Annotated in this window: 14 protein-coding genes; 7 read left to right on the top strand and 7 right to left on the bottom strand. The window is 47.0% G+C overall.

What is annotated here, in order from left to right; translation table 11 throughout:
* Nucleotides 1-284 precede the first annotated feature (284 nt).
* The gene (locus PSHG_RS15105; RefSeq protein ID WP_010274219.1) at nt 285-977 is read left to right on the top strand and encodes an HAD family hydrolase; all 693 of its coding nucleotides are present in this window, start codon (nt 285-287) and stop codon (nt 975-977) included.
* Between the two features lie 135 nt (nt 978-1112).
* Here PSHG_RS15105 and PSHG_RS27750 read toward each other — a convergent pair whose 3' ends face one another.
* On the bottom strand, nt 1113-2444 hold the full coding sequence (locus tag PSHG_RS27750; RefSeq protein ID WP_010274218.1) for a sensor histidine kinase: 1332 nt from the start codon (nt 2442-2444) through the stop codon (nt 1113-1115).
* Nucleotides 2444-3139, bottom strand: a complete 696-nt coding sequence (locus PSHG_RS15095) for a response regulator transcription factor (protein ID WP_010274217.1) — start codon at nt 3137-3139, stop codon at nt 2444-2446. Before PSHG_RS15095 ends, PSHG_RS27750 begins: the two co-directional genes overlap by 1 nt.
* A 287-nt stretch (nt 3140-3426) precedes the next feature.
* Here PSHG_RS15095 and PSHG_RS15090 point away from each other — a divergent pair, with 287 nt between their 5' ends.
* The gene (locus PSHG_RS15090; protein WP_010274215.1) at nt 3427-3882 is read left to right on the top strand and encodes a hypothetical protein; all 456 of its coding nucleotides are present in this window, start codon (nt 3427-3429) and stop codon (nt 3880-3882) included.
* A gap of 36 nt (nt 3883-3918) precedes the next feature.
* Here PSHG_RS15090 and PSHG_RS15085 read toward each other — a convergent pair whose 3' ends face one another.
* From PSHG_RS15085 to PSHG_RS15065, 4 genes are all read right to left on the bottom strand, one after another.
* Nucleotides 3919-4650, bottom strand: a complete 732-nt coding sequence (locus PSHG_RS15085; protein ID WP_010274213.1) for an aminoglycoside 3'-phosphotransferase — start codon at nt 4648-4650, stop codon at nt 3919-3921.
* Between the two features lie 215 nt (nt 4651-4865).
* Nucleotides 4866-5651, bottom strand: coding sequence for a hypothetical protein (locus PSHG_RS15080; RefSeq protein ID WP_010274210.1), 786 nt, complete (start codon nt 5649-5651; stop codon nt 4866-4868).
* Nucleotides 5652-6023: 372 nt separating this feature from the next.
* Complete coding sequence (locus PSHG_RS15075) at nt 6024-6362, bottom strand: spore coat protein (RefSeq protein ID WP_026021395.1); 339 nt, start codon at nt 6360-6362, stop codon at nt 6024-6026.
* A 412-nt stretch (nt 6363-6774) separates the two neighbouring features.
* Entirely contained in the window at nt 6775-7071 is a 297-nt protein-coding gene (locus PSHG_RS15065; protein ID WP_010274204.1) for a ferritin family protein, read from the bottom strand.
* 448 nt (nt 7072-7519) lie between these two features.
* Between PSHG_RS15065 and PSHG_RS15060 the strand changes: the two genes are divergently transcribed.
* From PSHG_RS15060 to PSHG_RS15040, 5 genes are all read left to right on the top strand, one after another.
* Nucleotides 7520-8428: an ABC transporter permease gene (locus tag PSHG_RS15060; protein ID WP_010274203.1), complete on the top strand. Its 909-nt coding sequence runs from the start codon at nt 7520-7522 to the stop codon at nt 8426-8428.
* A gap of 44 nt (nt 8429-8472) precedes the next feature.
* Nucleotides 8473-9348, top strand: a complete 876-nt coding sequence (locus PSHG_RS15055; RefSeq protein ID WP_010274201.1) for a carbohydrate ABC transporter permease — start codon at nt 8473-8475, stop codon at nt 9346-9348.
* 244 nt (nt 9349-9592) lie between these two features.
* The gene (locus tag PSHG_RS15050) at nt 9593-11206 is read left to right on the top strand and encodes an extracellular solute-binding protein (protein ID WP_010274198.1); all 1614 of its coding nucleotides are present in this window, start codon (nt 9593-9595) and stop codon (nt 11204-11206) included.
* Nucleotides 11207-11398: 192 nt separating this feature from the next.
* Nucleotides 11399-12982 (top strand): extracellular solute-binding protein, encoded by a 1584-nt coding sequence (locus tag PSHG_RS15045; RefSeq protein WP_010274195.1) that lies wholly within the window; start codon nt 11399-11401, stop codon nt 12980-12982.
* Between the two features lie 4 nt (nt 12983-12986).
* The gene (locus PSHG_RS15040; protein ID WP_010274193.1) at nt 12987-15302 is read left to right on the top strand and encodes a helix-turn-helix domain-containing protein; all 2316 of its coding nucleotides are present in this window, start codon (nt 12987-12989) and stop codon (nt 15300-15302) included.
* Here PSHG_RS15040 and PSHG_RS15035 read toward each other — a convergent pair whose 3' ends face one another.
* Entirely contained in the window at nt 15303-15722 is a 420-nt protein-coding gene (locus tag PSHG_RS15035; protein ID WP_010274191.1) for a DUF3592 domain-containing protein, read from the bottom strand.
* Nucleotides 15723-16071 lie beyond the last annotated feature (349 nt).

Below are 16071 nucleotides of genomic sequence, written 5' to 3'. Positions count from 1 at the left end.
TTACTCCTGAATGGATAGAATAAGCTTCTGACAAACAAATTGCTTGTTAACGTACCAGGAATCCACTATAATTTGGTTTACGAAGAAGCGAGTATTGGGAAAGGGTGGATTCCAATGAATCGTCTAAAGACCCAACAACTTCATCATCACCAACAGCGTTAGTCTACCTGTACGATCAGGGCAGGCTAACGCTTTCCGGCGTTGGCCCGCCCGTGACTTAAGCGCGGGACCATGAGGTCCTGCGCTTTTTTTAATATTCCTATTCCTGGAGGAGGCCTATGTGTATGAAACCGAAAGCTATTTTTCTAGACTTTTACGGCACTTTAGTACATGAGGATGACGACATCATTCCGGTCATTTGCGAGGAAATCCGCCTGAGTTCTACCAAACCCGAAAGCTCAGTGACAGAGATTGCTGCCTATTGGTGGAAGAGTTTTTCAGCGCTTATGACGGGCAGCATTGGAACAGCTTTTGAGACGCAGCGCGCTCTCAGTCTCAAATCGTTAATCGAGACAGTGGAGTATTTCGATTCGCGGGCAAATGCGGAAGCTATCATAGAACCACAATTTGCTCATTGGGCAAATCCGCTGCTTTTTGAGGATACCCAGCCATTTTTGGAGGCTTTTGCCGATCGTCCGAGATACGTTTTGTCCAATATTGATACAGCGGATGTTAACGCGGCCATAGCTATCCATCAATTGGATATAACGGCTGTGCTCACCAGTGAGGATGTCCGTGCTTATAAGCCCAACCCCCGCTTGTTTGAGGAGGCTTTAGAACGGTATGGCTTTGAGCCGGGAGAGGTCGTACATATCGGTGACTCCGCCAGAAGTGATGTTCATGGGGCGCAGCAAGCGGGCATTCGGACGATTTGGCTCAATCGGTTAAACAAGCGTCTGCCTGCAGGTATTCAACCCGATTATGTGGCTCGCGATCTTAAAGAAGCAGAAAAAATTTTGCGTAACGAATTCGTATAGTCCTCAAAGGGAAAATTGGAAGTTACCGAAGCAAAAAGATTGGTAAACGTCCCGAAATCGCTGAAGCCGCCGGTCCGAAATTGACCGCTCATTCGGTGATTCCAGAAGGCGATGATACGAAATTCGGTCGGAAATTCACCGCTCATTTCGTGATTCCAGAGGGAGAAGGATACGAAATGTAGCCCCTTGCCGGAGTTGGCTTTCCACTTCAATCGTTCCTCCGTGCAGCCGTACATATTCCCAAGCAATAGCCAATCCTAAGCCGCTTCCTCCGCTGACCCGATTCCTGGCTTCATCTGTCCGGTAAAATCTCTGAAATAATTTGGGGATCTGATCCGGAGCAATGCCGATGCCGGAATCGGAAATTTCAATGCAGGCCTCTTCACCTGTAGAGTAGACCTGCACTACAATCGTCCCGTTCCGAGGAGTATATCGGATGGCATTCCAAAGCAAATTGATAATGACCTGCGTCATTCGATAAGTGTCGATTACCGAGTAAAGAGTATCCTGTTGGCACCGATAGGAAAGGGTGATCCCTTGCTCATCTGCTTCCAGGCTAAACTGGCTAACGATATCTTGGCAGAAGGATACAAGATTGGTGCTTTGCTGATTCAATTGCAGATGGTCGGATTCGGCTAACGACAATTGCTGCAGATCAGTGACAAGCTTCTTTAAGCGAAGAATTTCGTCCTGCAGGGGCAGCAGTTCATGCGGCTCAAGCGCTTTTTGTCTCTGCTGCAAGGACTCCAGCTTTCCCTGGATGATCGTTAAGGGGGTTCTCAGCTCATGGGCAATATCGGTAGTAAGCTGCCTACGCGTCTGTTCAGCCTTCTGCAAGTCGTCCATCATGTTATTCAACGTTGCGGCTACTCTTGCAAACTCATCGGAAGTATGGACCTCTGCTCGTACGTGAAATTGATTGCCGGCGATTTGGTCCATGACCGGTATTAATGTACGGACAGGAGCGGTTAATTTTTTTGAAATGAAATACGTAATGACCAGAGTGATGACGATAAGCAGCAAGCCCCCGGCTATTGTACTGAGCACAAGAGCGTCACGAACAGCATATTTCAGGATAGCGATGATTCTTACGGCAGAATCAAGATAATATAGGGTCCATGTTTGCCCGTCTGGAGTAGAGAAGCTGTGGGGAATGCCTAGTCTTACTGCCTGCTCCTCATGGCCGCGCCCTGCTGCAGGTATAGTATTGGAGCCCCGGGTATGGGGGACAATCTGCCAATGATCTTCCAGTCCAATCGTCAGCTGGTTTAAATTATTCCAGCCGTGGTGCCTCCTGTAATGGTCAATTAACTTGGATTCAATAGTAGTCATCATTTCTTGTTGAGTCTGGCCGGACATATAGGAGGTTAGCTGTTGAACGGATAAATAAGTAGCGGTCATAAAAACACCCAGTGTGACGATAAAAAGACAGCTGAACGTGAGGAACATTTTGCGAAAAATACTCATTAGATCTCTCCGTTAAACCGATATCCGAAGCCATATACGGTTTGAATATAGTGGGGCCGGGAAGGATCCAGCTCGATTTTTTTACGCAGGCGGCTTATATGCGCATCAATCGTTCGTTCGTCATTCAAAAAATCATCCTGAACCATATCGAGCAGCTGCATCCGGCTGTAGACAATTCCCGGCTTTGCGGCCATGGTCATCAGAAGCTTGAATTCCGTCGGAGTTAATTGGATTTCTTGCTGCGATCTCCAGATCCTTAGTTCTTCCGGAGAAATTTTGAGCTCCCCGCGGACCATCAATTGAGAAGCGCTCGTCCCGGAATCCTGTGTCCGACGAAGGACGGAACGGATTCGCGCAGCCAATTCCCTAAGGGAAAAGGGTTTGACAATATAGTCATCTGCTCCCATCTCGAGCCCCGTAAGCTTATCATGCTCCTCAGCTCTCGCTGTAACCATAATGATGCCGATGGGTTTCCAGGCCCGCAACCGAATGCACAGCTCAATTCCGTTCATACCAGGCAGCATCCAGTCCAGAATTGCCAAGTCCGGGGATTGAGCTTGGGCAAGCGCCAGGGCTTCCTCACCATTGCTGGCAGTCATAACCACATAGCCTTCCTCCTCTAAAAAAGGCTGAATAAACTCAAGAACCTGCTGCTCGTCATCGACCAGCAGTATCCGCTGCATGGTAGGTGCCATGTCATTTTCCCTCCATGTTTTCACTAGTTTTCGCTAAAATGTACGCCTCTAGTAAGCTTGTCTCGCATTGCCCTGCGGATGGTTTAGCAATTATAGGTTGGATTCAATCAGGCAACGATTCGATTGTACCCGCTTCGGGATTCCGGCGTAAAGCGGTTAAGTCCAATTTCATAAACGCAGAACATTTTCGTCATAAGTTCGCAACAACGATAGCGTAATCTTGGAGGTGTTCATAGGGAGCTAATAATTTGATTAAAGATTATAGCGTAATAACAGGAGGGAGTACAGTGATTAAACGAATCGAGCAGATGGCAGGTCTGCCATGGACAACGCTTTTTGTATTAGCCTCACTGGGGGTTCCCCGTGTCGTTGCTCACGATTTGGGACTGGTTGATCCTCATGGTGCCGTTAATCGTTTGTTGGTTGGTTTGCCCATAGCTGTCTGGTTAATTTATGTAGTCTGGAAAAATGTAAAGCGTCCTTTTCTAGCTTGGTTCAGCATCGGATTGCTTTATGGAATTTTGCTGGCGGTGGTTCATCAGCTGTTGTGGAACTTTGTGTTTGAGGCTCCCATCCAGCTGGGAGGGAATTTGAGCCATTTATCCGGGGCGATGGGTACTCTGATTGCCAGAGCATTTGCTTTTATTAGCAGTGTGACTACGGGAGCGGTAATGGGTATAATTGTTGGGGTAGTCGGATCGATTGTCCATTATGTGGTTAACGGTATTATCCGAAAATGGTAAAAGAAAGCCGGGCTGATCCCGATAGAGGCGTTAGGATCATTCCAGTAACCTATTCAATTCACCGAAATAGATCAAGCCCTCGGGGTCAACGTCATGGATCCCGTAGGCATTCAAGAAAATTTCCTGGTAAGCATTTGTTTGTAAGTTATAGTGAAGAGTCCATAGTCCCCAATAAAGATCGTGATGACGGTCTCCGATGCCACCCGCGCCAAGATCAATAAAAGCCCGCAGTGAAAAGCGATCCATGATGATGTTGGGGAGACAGTAATCGCCATGGATTACAACATTATCTTTAGGAGAGTAGGGAAGGGCCATTAAGCCCTCGAGCTCTGCGCCTCTTCTGCGCGCTTCTTCCCACATTTCCTGTGTACGCTGCGGGAAAGGGCAGCCGTCTGTTGGCAAAGAATGCAGCTTTTGCAAATAGCGGCCGAATGCGGCAGCCAGCTCCTCGGGATCTCGGAGATGCCGGGGTGATGTTCCATTTTCGCCGGGCAGGGCTTCAGTTAGTAAATAATCGTGGGTTTCGCTGCTGCTGTACGCGATGATCTTCGGCCCTAACTCATAACGGTAGAGAAACTGACTCATGTTCATTTCTCTTTCGAGACTGCCCTTGGCGCCGATTTTTAAAAAGACAGGTATAGTCTGGTTCACATACAAAGTAGTAGCAAGCTTGGAACAGCTTTTGTCCGTAACCTCTCCAGTCTGAATATGCTCTCTTATCGTTAAGGGAAGAGAGTCAGGAACGAAGTCGGTTAAAGACTTGCTCATAGATGTCCCCTCCAAAAGCTAGAGTACAGGGAGGTAAGGCTAACAATTGGATCACCCGCACTGCTCCCCTACCTGTATTTTACCATGGCCCCGGCACATAGGGAAAAGACCCAAAAACACCTCTAGAACGGTTTTGGGTCCTATTTTTATAGAGCAAGAATAATCCATTTGCCGGGAATTGAGAACTAGTAAAGGGAAGTCAAGCGTAACAGTTTTTAGCCGTTAGCCCCACTGATCCATACCCACTGCTGACTTACATCAAAACGGTCGCGATTCCACTTGAGAACATTCATGAAATACCCCAAACCATCGGCATTGTAACGACCTGTTATCCGCTGCAAAGCCATTAATTCAGACTGTCCGTCCCGGTCAAAATCGATCGGATACAGGCCGCTCAATGCATTAACATCACCTTGTATGGGCTGCTTCAGCTTGCCGCTGCTTGTGTAGATTTCCGATAAATAGTCCCGGCCTTTATAGGTAAGATCAATGATATAGCTGGCTTGCGGCTGATGACTGACAGCGCGGACGCGAAATCCGTCTAAATAGGTTACATTATATTTATGGTGCTGATTGTAGGCGTCTGAATCAAAAAGGGCTTGCGGGCGATTGTTTAAATAGGAATAAACATAACTGAAAATAAAGGCGCCTGAGCCTCCCGAATCAATGACAATGAGAATGTCCTGGATGCGGTTTCCTGTAACATCAGTTAGCTGGAGGGTAGGATGATATCCACTGTTTTGGGGGAGTGCTACCGCAGTCGTCTGCCGTGTCTGCCCGTCTGTGACATGTAAAGTAATTTGTTGAATGTATGGGCTGTCCGCCTGCTTTTTGCCTGTTAAATATACAAGATCAGGAACACCATCACCGGTCACATCACCGATTTTTTGATCCAGGATTTGCTCATGACTGCTGGCCGCAGCCGGTTGGCGTGACTGGACGGCGGCAGCTGGATAACTGTTTCGCCCAGGGGCTGCATAAGAGGTCGCTCGGCGTTGCATGGGGTAACATTACCTCCTCTTGTTCGAGTGGTTATTTCTTACTTCAGTTTATGTTGCTTTCTAGGTAATGTGCCTAATTGAAATTGAAGAGCTGCCTAATAAACCCTCTTGCATGTAAGGTGTCAAAATTAAACACCCAAGAATGGTGATTTAAGCCACTCTTGGGTGTTGACTTTTAAGGCGCCGCATTAAAAAGCTGCTTTTGATCAGGCACCTGTCTTTTGAAGGCAATATTTCGCATACATTTGGCCTATGCGGGTGCCGCTGGAGGAAATGTATGCGGGTGCCGGGAGGAAAATCTATACCACTGGCGGCCATTATACAGCGCAACACCGCGTGTTTGATGCTCACGCGGTGCGAAATAATTACTTCTTACTGTAATCCGCCGGAGGACGGATAAGGGAATTGGCTGGAATAACCGCTAAATTGCTGATAAGCCTGATCCAGCTCCTGTTGTTGAGCAGCGGACAGCTTGTAATGGCCTTTACGGAACATAAGTTCAAACAAGTCATATTGACATTGATGGGTTTCATTCAGAATTGTCATGAGATCTTGATGCAAAGAAGAGTGGCTGGCTTCCCTAGCAGCGACATTGAAGCTGTCGGTTAAGTATTTCTCCATAGCGAGGATATCGTTCACCCGGTCACGGTCATTCATCTGAGGACCTTTGACCTTTGGCTCTGCCGGAGATTTAGGATTCTTAATCGTCATGCTGCCACCGGACTGCTGCCCTTGTGACAGCCCCATGCCTTGTTGCCCCGCAGTCTGTTGCCCCTGACCATACCCCATAGTTTGCTGGTTCATACCTTGCTGGTTTTGGGAGAAGCCCATACCTTGCTGATTCATGTGCTGCTGGTTTTGGGAATAGCCCATACCTTGCTGATTCATGTGCTGCTGGTTTTGGGAGAAGCCCATACCTTGCTGATTCGTGTGCTGCTGGTTTTGGGAGAAGCCCATACCTTGCTGATTCGTGTGCTGCTGGTTTTGAGCATAGCCCGATCTCTGTGGATTCATACTTTGATGACTCTGAGCATGTCCCATCCTTTGTGGTTGCCCAGGTCTCATTGGCTGTTGATGCCCGGTTGAAGCCGGAGCTCGATAGTTATTCATTAGTTAACCCCCTTTACGATTGCATTTGCGGAACCTTTGCCATTTCCGCTTGATTATTGTTTTGTAAATGTTTCAGCAGCATCTGATAGTGGCGCAAGTGCATTTGCCCTGCCCGATCAATAGCTTGTCTGATTTCGGGGTCGGTACACTCTTGGGCGAAGTGATGACATTTTTTCATCGCCAGCAGCTCCCAGGACAGCTCGTCTTTTAAATATGAACAGTCTTTGGTCGTGATTACTTTTGGCGGTTTCGCCATTAACGGCTGCTGCTGAGCCGACATTTGAGCTTGATTCATTTGCTGACTATGCATGGCTGTTAATCTCTCCTTTTTAGTTTCTGAAATCGAGCATAGTGTTTCCAGCATAGCTTTGAGTTATCCGTACGGGCGTTCTTTTAATTACCTCAGCATTTTGCATAAATCCCAGAAAGGCCTTTAATCAAACAAGATATAGATCAAAACGGTTTTAGTTGTCTATATCTTGTTACCATCTGTAGATGGAATCGAATTATGCAAAATGCTCACCTGATAATGCATTATGGAAATCTTATTTACGCCTCTGTGGTATAGATGGACGATGGCAGCCCCCAAGCTTGGTCCTGTGCAACGAATTCGCAAATATGAAACAGCTGGATCCGCCAAAATGAAACAGATCAACAAATCTGAAGCTTAGCATTTGCTGCATGAAAACGTATACTTCGAGAGTGCAGCCACACAACTCATACTACTTTTAGAATCCGACAGGAAGGAGGGGATGAACATGTCCAGCCCATCGTTAAAAAGGCTGTGGAGGGAGCGCTATCTTTTTCTATTGCTGCTTCCGGGACTTCTTTATTTCCTTATTTACAAGTATGTGCCCATGGCCGGAGTTGTTATTGCGTTTAAGGATTACAGTGCTTTTCAAGGCTTTGCCAACAGTCCATGGGTCGGACTAAAGCACTTTCGCACCATTTTCGCAGATAGTGAGGTGGTTCGGGTCATATGGAATACGCTTTACCTGTCTTTCTTGCAAATTGCCTTTGCGTTTCCGATCCCGATTATTCTCGCTCTCATGCTGAATGAGGTGCGAAATCAGGTTTACAAGCGGCTAATTCAATCGATAGTGTACTTGCCTCATTTTTTATCATGGGTCGTCGTTATCGGAATTGTTGCGATTTTTTTGCGCAGCGAAGGCCTGATTAACAAGCTTCTGGTTGAAGCCCTTGGCATTGCGCCGATTCCTTTTATGACGAATCCGGATTTTTTTATGCCGTTGATTGTGCTCGAAGTCATATGGAAAGAGTCCGGGTGGAGCACCATTCTCTTTCTTGCCGCACTGGCTTCTGTTAATCCTCAGCTTTATGAAGCAGCCACCGTAGACGGAGCCAGCCGCTGGAGACAATTGTGGCATATTACGCTTCCCTCAATCCGCAGTGTTATCGTCATCCTGCTTATTTTACGGTTGGGCAATGTATTGGACAGCGGCTTCGAGCAAATTTTTCTCATGCTGAATCCGTTTACGATGGAGGTCGGCAATGTATTGGATACTTATGTGTATTTCAAAGGTATTCGCGAGGGCAATTTCAGCCTGGCAACAGCGGTCGGCTTGTTCAAGGGAGTGGTTGGCTTAATTCTGGTTGTTCTTGCTAACCACGCGGCCAAACGTTTCGGGGACGAGGGTCTCTATTAAAACGGGAGGCTGCTAATGACCCGCGTGAAGGAGGTAGAAACCACATGTTACACCGCTCAACCGCTGACCGCATAGCGGACTGGATCAATTACTTAGTGCTCGCTTTTATAGCGGCTACGATGCTATTTCCATTTTTCTATATATTCGCGGTCTCGTTCTCGTCCTATGCGGACTATTTATCCAGCAATATTTTGCTTTGGCCTAGGGAATGGGTGACGGATGCCTATCAATATATATTAAGCTCACAAAATTTCATCCGCTCCTTATGGGTCACCGCTTATGTCACCATAATCGGAACAGCCGTCAATTTGGCCATGACTTCAACGATGGCTTATGCCTTGTCGCGCCCTATGCTGGGACAAAGAGTTTATTTGATGGCGGTGCTGTTCACCTTTTTATTCTCGGCAGGATTGATTCCGACCTATCTGATTGTTAAAGAAACCGGATTGATCAACAGCTTATGGGCACTGATCATTCCAACTGCAATTAGTCCGTTCAACCTCATCGTCATGCGGCAGTTCTTCAAGGGAATTCCCCAGGAGCTGAATGAGGCATCTCTCATTGATGGGGCAAACGATTTTCAGACTTTTGTAAAAGTCATTCTTCCTTTGTCCAAGCCGTCGCTTGCAGCTTTTGGCCTTTTTTACTCCGTCAGTCACTGGAACAGTTATTTTAGCGGAGTGCTTTATTTGAATGATCCGGCCAAATGGCCCATCCAGGTCGTGCTCAGGCAAATTGTCATTTTGAATGAAACGACGTCCACTCTGCAAAATTTCGAGCTGCTGGCTGAGCTGGAGCCGCCTCCGGTAACGATTCAAATGGCTGCGATTTTACTGGCCACACTTCCGATAGTCATCGTATATCCGTTTCTGCAAAAGCATTTTGCCAAAGGGGTGATGCTGGGCTCGGTCAAAGGCTAGGTCAAAGCTGGTCAAAAGCTGGATCAAAAAGATCAAAAGCTAGGTCAAAGGCAAAAAAACTTAAAAAACAGCTTGCTTCGAAATATACAAGGTGCTTAAGTCAGCATTTTGCATAAATCCCAGCGGAGCTTCAATCAAACAAGATATAGATCAAAACGGTTTTACTTTGTCTATATCTTGTTACCGCATGTGGATGAAATCGAATTATGCAAAATGCTCAATTATATAAACGGAGGGGTTTGTCATGAGAAAAACGTGGACTTTAGCGACTATTTGTGGTTTGCTTGCGGTTACCAGCGCGTGTTCCGGCGGAGGGGGAACTGTATCGTCACCGAGTCTGAGCCCGGAAGGAAACACAAACGCCAACGGAGCTGATGGAGCAAACGAAGATAGACAGCGCTTTACAATCACGATGTTTGATAGCGTTTCCCGGGATGCGCCGCCTTTGGACGGACGGGGGGTGCAAATGATTAACGAACGATTTAATGTAGATTTGAAGCCCCAGTTTGTTCCTTCCACCGATTATACGGAAAAGCTATCGGCAGAATTTGCTTCCGGAGAAATTGCAGATGTGATCGGACTTCCTGATGCTAACGCCAACTTCTACAATTGGGCTAAACAGGGTGCGTTTCTTCCATTGAATGATTTCATAGAAGAGTTCGACACGTTTCAGAATGTGCCGCAAGCGGCCTGGGACGCCCTTTCTATTGACGGTCAAATTTACGGCATCCCCCGGTATTTTCCACATAAGTATGTGAGGACACCGGTTATCCGCAAGGATTGGTTGGATAATCTTGGTCTTGAAATGCCGACTAATTATGAGGAGCTGCTGGAAGTAGCGATTGCCTTTACCTTTGATGATCCCGACGGCAATGGAGCCAATGATACCTATGGCCTTGTGCCGGGAGCAGGCAGCAATTCCATTAATCCGGAATATGCCTTCGGACCTTATTGGGACCACAGTGCCTGGTATCATGAAAATGAAGAAGGAAAGCTCATTCCGGGATTTGTATCGGACGGCTACAAGGAGCTGATTACGTGGCTTCATGAAGCCCATAAAGCCGGGGCTGTTCACCCGGATTTCGCAACCTTTAGCGCTACGGATGCGCTCAACGAGTTTTACGCCGGCAAAGTAGGGATCTTTACCGATCAGCCCTATAACCGCGGACAGGCGAACTATGAGACTTTATCGAATCTCGCGCCGGAAGCGGAAATCGTGGCGATTCCGCCATTTGAAGCCCCGGACGGCTCTAAGGGCTATACGGCTTCCAGCGGCTTTTATCAATTAACAGCGATTTCTTCAAGGCTGGCCAGCGAGCCGGACAAAGTCAGGCGAATTCTGGAGATGCTTGATTTCGCCAGAATCTGGCATGATCTGGAGGACCGCAATCCTGACAATGAAGATTTCGATTGGTTCATGGGATATGAGGGGGAAGGCTACACGATGGAAGACGGAGTCGTCGTTAACGAGCCGGAATCCCGGGGACTGCAGCCGCGCAACTACTTATCGGAAAGACCCTGGGCACCGAATGATGAGGCCAACCGCTCCTCTGAAACTTACCGCATTCCACTGCAAAAAAATGTAGCTGCATCACTGGAAACCATGCATGCGGAGCATGATCATTATATCAATCCCATACATCGTGTCTACTCGGAGAATTATATGGCTAATCACACCCGCCTGTATAGAGAAGCTTATGTCACCCAGGTACAAATGATCTCAGGACAAGTGCCTATATCTCAGTGGGAGCAAATGGTTCAAACTTATCTTAACAATGGGGGCGCGGCAATCATTGAGGAAGTAAACGAGGTCATGCAGGCGAACAACATTGGCAGGGAGTGGATGGGTATCCAATAGAGACAATAGAGGATTACCCTATATAATCGTTTTAGCCTGTATTGGCTCAGCCCCGGAATAACCGGGGCTTTTTCTCCATGCAGGCATGTTCCTGCCGCGGATGACTAGGATTGCAAAGCTATTCCTAGCTGCCTGGGCAGCTATGGTACTATGAAAAATATAGGAAAGGGTAATCTTTAAGGGGGGCTTTTTATGATTGAATACTCTCAACGATTTACCGCAAGGTTATTGTGTGCTGTGCTGCTGGTATCCAATGCTGGCTGCTATGTTCCATCGGGAGGTGAAAGGAATGAGCCGGCTCCTGCACATAGAGATGCTATTTCGATCTTTTCTTTTGACAAGCAGCTGGATTACAGTGAGGACCGTTTATTGCAAGAGATTGAAAAACGTACGTCAACCCAAATCGAGATAATCTCTACACCTTGGGATGATATGCAGCTGGATATAATGGTGGCTTCCGGTGATTACCCGGACATCATCACGATTGTGGACAGCGACAGAAGGGGCCGATTCCAGAAGTGGGTAAATGACGGGATTCTCATTCCTTTTGATGACGAATTGCTTGAAGACCTGCCTTATTTAAGCGAAGCAGTACGAAAACCGAAATATGATGATCTCCGCATTAACGGTATACACTACGGTCTGCCGCTAAAAGATGAATATCCGGAGGGAAGCGCGGGCCATTATGTCTGGCATATCCGCGAAGATTGGCTGTCTAATCTGGGCTTGCCGATTCCGTCTACCTTGGATGAATTCCAGCAAACTTTGAAAGCGTTTAAATATGGAGATCCTACAGGAACAGGCCAGGAAACTGATGGGGTATTAATTAACGGTATTTATTCAATGGTGAAATATATAATGGGCGCTTGGGGGATACCGGTTGATGTCCAGAGCACCGGTTTTTTGCAGGTTGGCGATCAATACGAGTATTGGGTCATTCAGCCTGAGGTTAAAGAGGCATTGCTATTTACAAGACAGCTCTATGAAGAGGGGCTGATTCACCCGGCTTCGATTTCTATGGAAAGCATAACCCAAACCCGGCCGTTATTTATGGAAGGCAAAATTGGAGTGATGCTGGACAGCATGAATTTCGAAAAGCTGCTGAAAAAGCAGACCCGCATTCAGGAGCAGCAGGAAAATGCGAAGCTGATTACAATGCCGGCTATGGCCGGACCGCAGGGCTTAAGAGGGTATTCGCGCGGCTCGGATTTTTGGGGCTATACGGTCATTACGAATAAAGCTGAGAATCCCAAAGCGGCGGCGCGGCTTTTGGACTTTTTACTATCACCGGAGGGGCGCGAGCTGACTCTGTTCGGGGTGGAAGGGATTCACTATACAGTTGAGGGGCCGCGGCGTGTGTTGAATATGGAGGAGCGGATCAAGGATCCCGGTTTTCACACCGACGTATATGGCGGATTGCATGAACTGAATTGGGGCTTGGTCAAGTGGTCGGAGATGACCAGCGCATCATATCTTGAATTACGCGAAAGCATCGATCCCGGCTTTACTGCCATGGTGGAGCAGAATCTACAGCGGGTGAACCGTTATCTTGTGGAGCCTGCCGCTTATCATGTAATGACTCCCCAATGGATTTCTTTTAAAATCACATCCGATGAATTGGTGAAGGATTACTTTAACCGGATGATCATGGGCGAACTCCCGGTAGAGGAGGGCTTTGAGCAGTTTGTGGACAAGTGGCTGGCTACGGGCGGACGTGAAGCGATGCAGGAAATGAGCGATGCGATTGCTCAGTGGAAAGCGGAAAAGGGGGAATGAAGCATTGAGGTCTTTGAAACGTTTGGTGAGTGAGTTTTGCAAGCGTTTATTTTACAGCCGTTTGCCTCTTTACTTTGCATTGTGTGTGGTAGCCGTGATCGCACTTCTCACATTTCCTTTGTACATTGCTTATTCGGACAAATTGAAGCATCAAATCTCGATGATGAACGACTCCCAAGTAACCCAGATCCGAACAAGTCTGGATACTTTGCTTCAGGATTTCGACCGCTCGGTGTTAAAGCTTTCCAATCAATATAATTTGCAGCAGTATGTCTTTTTGGAGCGCAAGCAGCTTTTTCATCATGAGGAGGATCAGCAGCTGCAATTAAAAAAGGTTTACGAGCTATTAAGCAACGAGGAGCGTTTTTACAACAATATGGCTGCCCTCTTCCTGTACATACCTAGTACCGGCAGAGTGATAACGGCAAGCCAAAACCAGCTTATATCGGAACATACCGATGGGAATTTTATTGCCGGTCTCGCAGCTGAAAATACGCCTTCCTATGGCTGGACCGGGGTTCGTCAAAGCGGGGTACAATATCGCCATCGCAGCCGTCGCGATAATGAAGTCGTCACTTTTTACCGCAAGCTGTCACATGACGGATTGGCAACAGACGCTATTTTGGGGATTGATGTGAAAACGGAAAGGCTAAACCGGTTTTTACAGGATTTTGAAAGCGAATATCCCTTCTTATTGGAAATATATGATCGTGATGGACAATTTATATATTCCCGATTGGAACCGGGGTACCCGCAAGAGCTGAAGGGATGGAGGGAGGATAAGCAGAATTGGCTTGTATCAGAAGCCTCTTCCCGCTATAATCAGTGGATTTACACGATTGCCGTGCCAGTTTCCTGGATATTTGCTCCCATCGATTTTATGACCCGAATGACGTTCGTTATCACCGTAATCGTTTTACTGCTTGGCTTGCTCGTTAGTTATTATTTCACCAGAAAATTTTACCGGCCTTTTGAAGCGGTTTTACAAGGCTGGCGCAAATCCCATGAACGAGGTATGGTGGATCAGGGAAAGCTGCTCAATTTGCCCGAGGTGTTTAAGAAGCTGGTCATTTCCACGCAAACGTATGAAGGGGTATTTGAGAACTACAAAGAATGGATCCGCAACAAAATCGTGTTAAATCTGTTGGAAAAAAACGACTGGCAGCAGAAGGACGAGGTAATTGCTCTGGAGCTTGCCAGGCAGGAGGGTTATTATCAGGTGATTACCGTTCTGAAGGAGGATGCGGAGGAGCCGGGTTCGAGGGATAGGGAGCTGTATTTAATTGCGGCTGCAAATCGTTTTCGTAAGGCGTTAAGTCAAAATACGGGCAGGCTGGAAACAGCCATGCTTAATGATCACAGCTTTGCGATTGTCTTGTTCGCTGAGGAGGCTGCTCCCGAGGAGAAATGGCGGGATTTGCTCCTGGAAACTCATCAGCATCTTCAGCAGGAATGGAATTCCGGGTGGACAATAGGAGTAGGAAGGCCTTGTACGGCTGATACCCTCTCCCACTCCTACAGAGAATCCGTGAAAGCGGCACAGTATTGGATATACCGGGGCAAGGGCCAGGTAATCCGCTTCGATGAGCTGCCCGCTGCCGATCAGAGCACCCTGCATATGGATGAATGGATTCAGCTTAAGGATGAGCTGATAGCTGCTATCCGCAAACATAATCAGCAGCGGGCGGAGGACAAAATTAAAGAGTTGATGCAATGGATCGAAAATCATCCTGAAGGGGCAAGGCATCATTTTCGTTATATTGTCTATACCGTATTGATGGATCTGGAAAAGATGATCCATGAGCTCAATATCGACCGCTCTTCGATTTTTACCAAGGACTGCTCCGTATTTGCCCTTGTTGATGCCTGCACGACAATGAGTGAGGTTGAACGGAGACTGCAGGAAGTATGCAGAAGCATAACCGAGTGCTTTCTTTCCAAGCAATATGAAGTCAAGACTTCTTTGATCCGCAATGTGGCCGACTATATTAAAAACCGTCACCAGGATGAAGCTATGAGCCTGAATATGGTTGCGGAGCACTTCGGCATGAATCCTTCCTATTTGGGACAGCTCATGAAAAAAGAGCTCAATCGTACTTTTTTACAGTACTTGAGTGAATACCGGATCCAACGCGCCCAACAGCTGCTCCATGATTCATCAGAGCAAATTCAAGAGGTAGCCAAGCAGGTCGGATACTCGAGCCGCTCGACGTTCATTCGTGTCTTTAAGAATCAGGTTGGCGTAACCCCTTCGGAATATCGGAACCGCATGACGGCACAGATGGAGAATTGCTCTTCCAGAGTGAGGCCGCCCGGGTAATCAAGAGCCGTTAGAAAATAAAAGAGCAAGCAGAATAATGAAAAGAATCAAACCGACGCCCATTATTATGCTTCCAATTAATATAAAAGCGGAGCCGTTCTGTGCAAAAGTGTTGATAACAGCCCGTTTCGGATTTTCCGGATGGTACAATACCGGCACGTTCCGGCCCGGAGGAATGCCGGGTCTTTGCGTAATTAGCGATGTTCTCTCATAAGTTTGGCCATCATGAGCCATATATCGGAAGGTAGGGCTGCTATCAGGAAGCCCGGGAAAAAGCTTTCCTTTTTTGACAACCTGCCCGACCGTCGCTTCCCAGTGACGGGTTGGCAGCTTACGTATGAGACCGATGGTTAAAAAGAAAGCACCCAGCAGAGTCAGCACTCCTCCGGGAATAATAAGGGGTAAAAAGTATGGCGGCATTATTGTCCTCCTTGGCTTCAATTGTTTGCTTCTCACGTCAATACAAGTTTCCTTATACATATATAACGATTGGTCAAGGAAATGAAACGTGCTTGGACTCCGTTATAGTAAGCAATACTGCACGTATTTCGGCGTGCGGGCCCATCTAATTGGATAATACGACATACTGCTGCCTTCAGTTTCGTATCCTGCAAAGGAAATCATATTGGCGGGCACAGTATGTTTTTTTGTTTTTTTAGTAAATAAAGATATTCAAAATAAAACAAAAATGTTATGATAGTAAAAAGAGAAATAAACAAACAAAATCAAAACAATGCAAACAGTTATGAAGCTAAATCTATTTTCACTT

It is taken from the genome of Paenibacillus senegalensis JC66 (genome assembly GCF_000285515.1).
Taxonomy (GTDB): Bacteria; Bacillota; Bacilli; order Paenibacillales; family NBRC-103111; genus Paenibacillus_L; species Paenibacillus_L senegalensis.
The sequence above is the reverse complement of the archived record's forward strand: the minus strand, read 5'-3'. Positions and strand labels throughout refer to the sequence as shown.

What these genes read in the sequence shown, in the direction of transcription:
- PSHG_RS15105 (WP_010274219.1), top strand. Translation starts at nt 285, where the DNA reads ATGAAACCGAAAGCTATTTTTCTAGACTTTTACGGCACTTTAGTACAT.
- PSHG_RS27750 (WP_010274218.1), bottom strand. Translation starts at nt 2,444, where the DNA reads ATGAGTATTTTTCGCAAAATGTTCCTCACGTTCAGCTGTCTTTTTATC.
- PSHG_RS15095 (WP_010274217.1), bottom strand. Translation starts at nt 3,139, where the DNA reads ATGGCACCTACCATGCAGCGGATACTGCTGGTCGATGACGAGCAGCAG.
- PSHG_RS15085 (WP_010274213.1), bottom strand. Translation starts at nt 4,650, where the DNA reads ATGAGCAAGTCTTTAACCGACTTCGTTCCTGACTCTCTTCCCTTAACG.
- PSHG_RS15080 (WP_010274210.1), bottom strand. Translation starts at nt 5,651, where the DNA reads ATGCAACGCCGAGCGACCTCTTATGCAGCCCCTGGGCGAAACAGTTAT.
- PSHG_RS15075 (WP_026021395.1), bottom strand. Translation starts at nt 6,362, where the DNA reads ATGACGATTAAGAATCCTAAATCTCCGGCAGAGCCAAAGGTCAAAGGT.
- PSHG_RS15065 (WP_010274204.1), bottom strand. Translation starts at nt 7,071, where the DNA reads ATGCATAGTCAGCAAATGAATCAAGCTCAAATGTCGGCTCAGCAGCAG.
- PSHG_RS15060 (WP_010274203.1), top strand. Translation starts at nt 7,520, where the DNA reads ATGTCCAGCCCATCGTTAAAAAGGCTGTGGAGGGAGCGCTATCTTTTT.
- PSHG_RS15055 (WP_010274201.1), top strand. Translation starts at nt 8,473, where the DNA reads ATGTTACACCGCTCAACCGCTGACCGCATAGCGGACTGGATCAATTAC.
- PSHG_RS15050 (WP_010274198.1), top strand. Translation starts at nt 9,593, where the DNA reads ATGAGAAAAACGTGGACTTTAGCGACTATTTGTGGTTTGCTTGCGGTT.
- PSHG_RS15045 (WP_010274195.1), top strand. Translation starts at nt 11,399, where the DNA reads ATGATTGAATACTCTCAACGATTTACCGCAAGGTTATTGTGTGCTGTG.
- PSHG_RS15035 (WP_010274191.1), bottom strand. Translation starts at nt 15,722, where the DNA reads ATGCCGCCATACTTTTTACCCCTTATTATTCCCGGAGGAGTGCTGACT.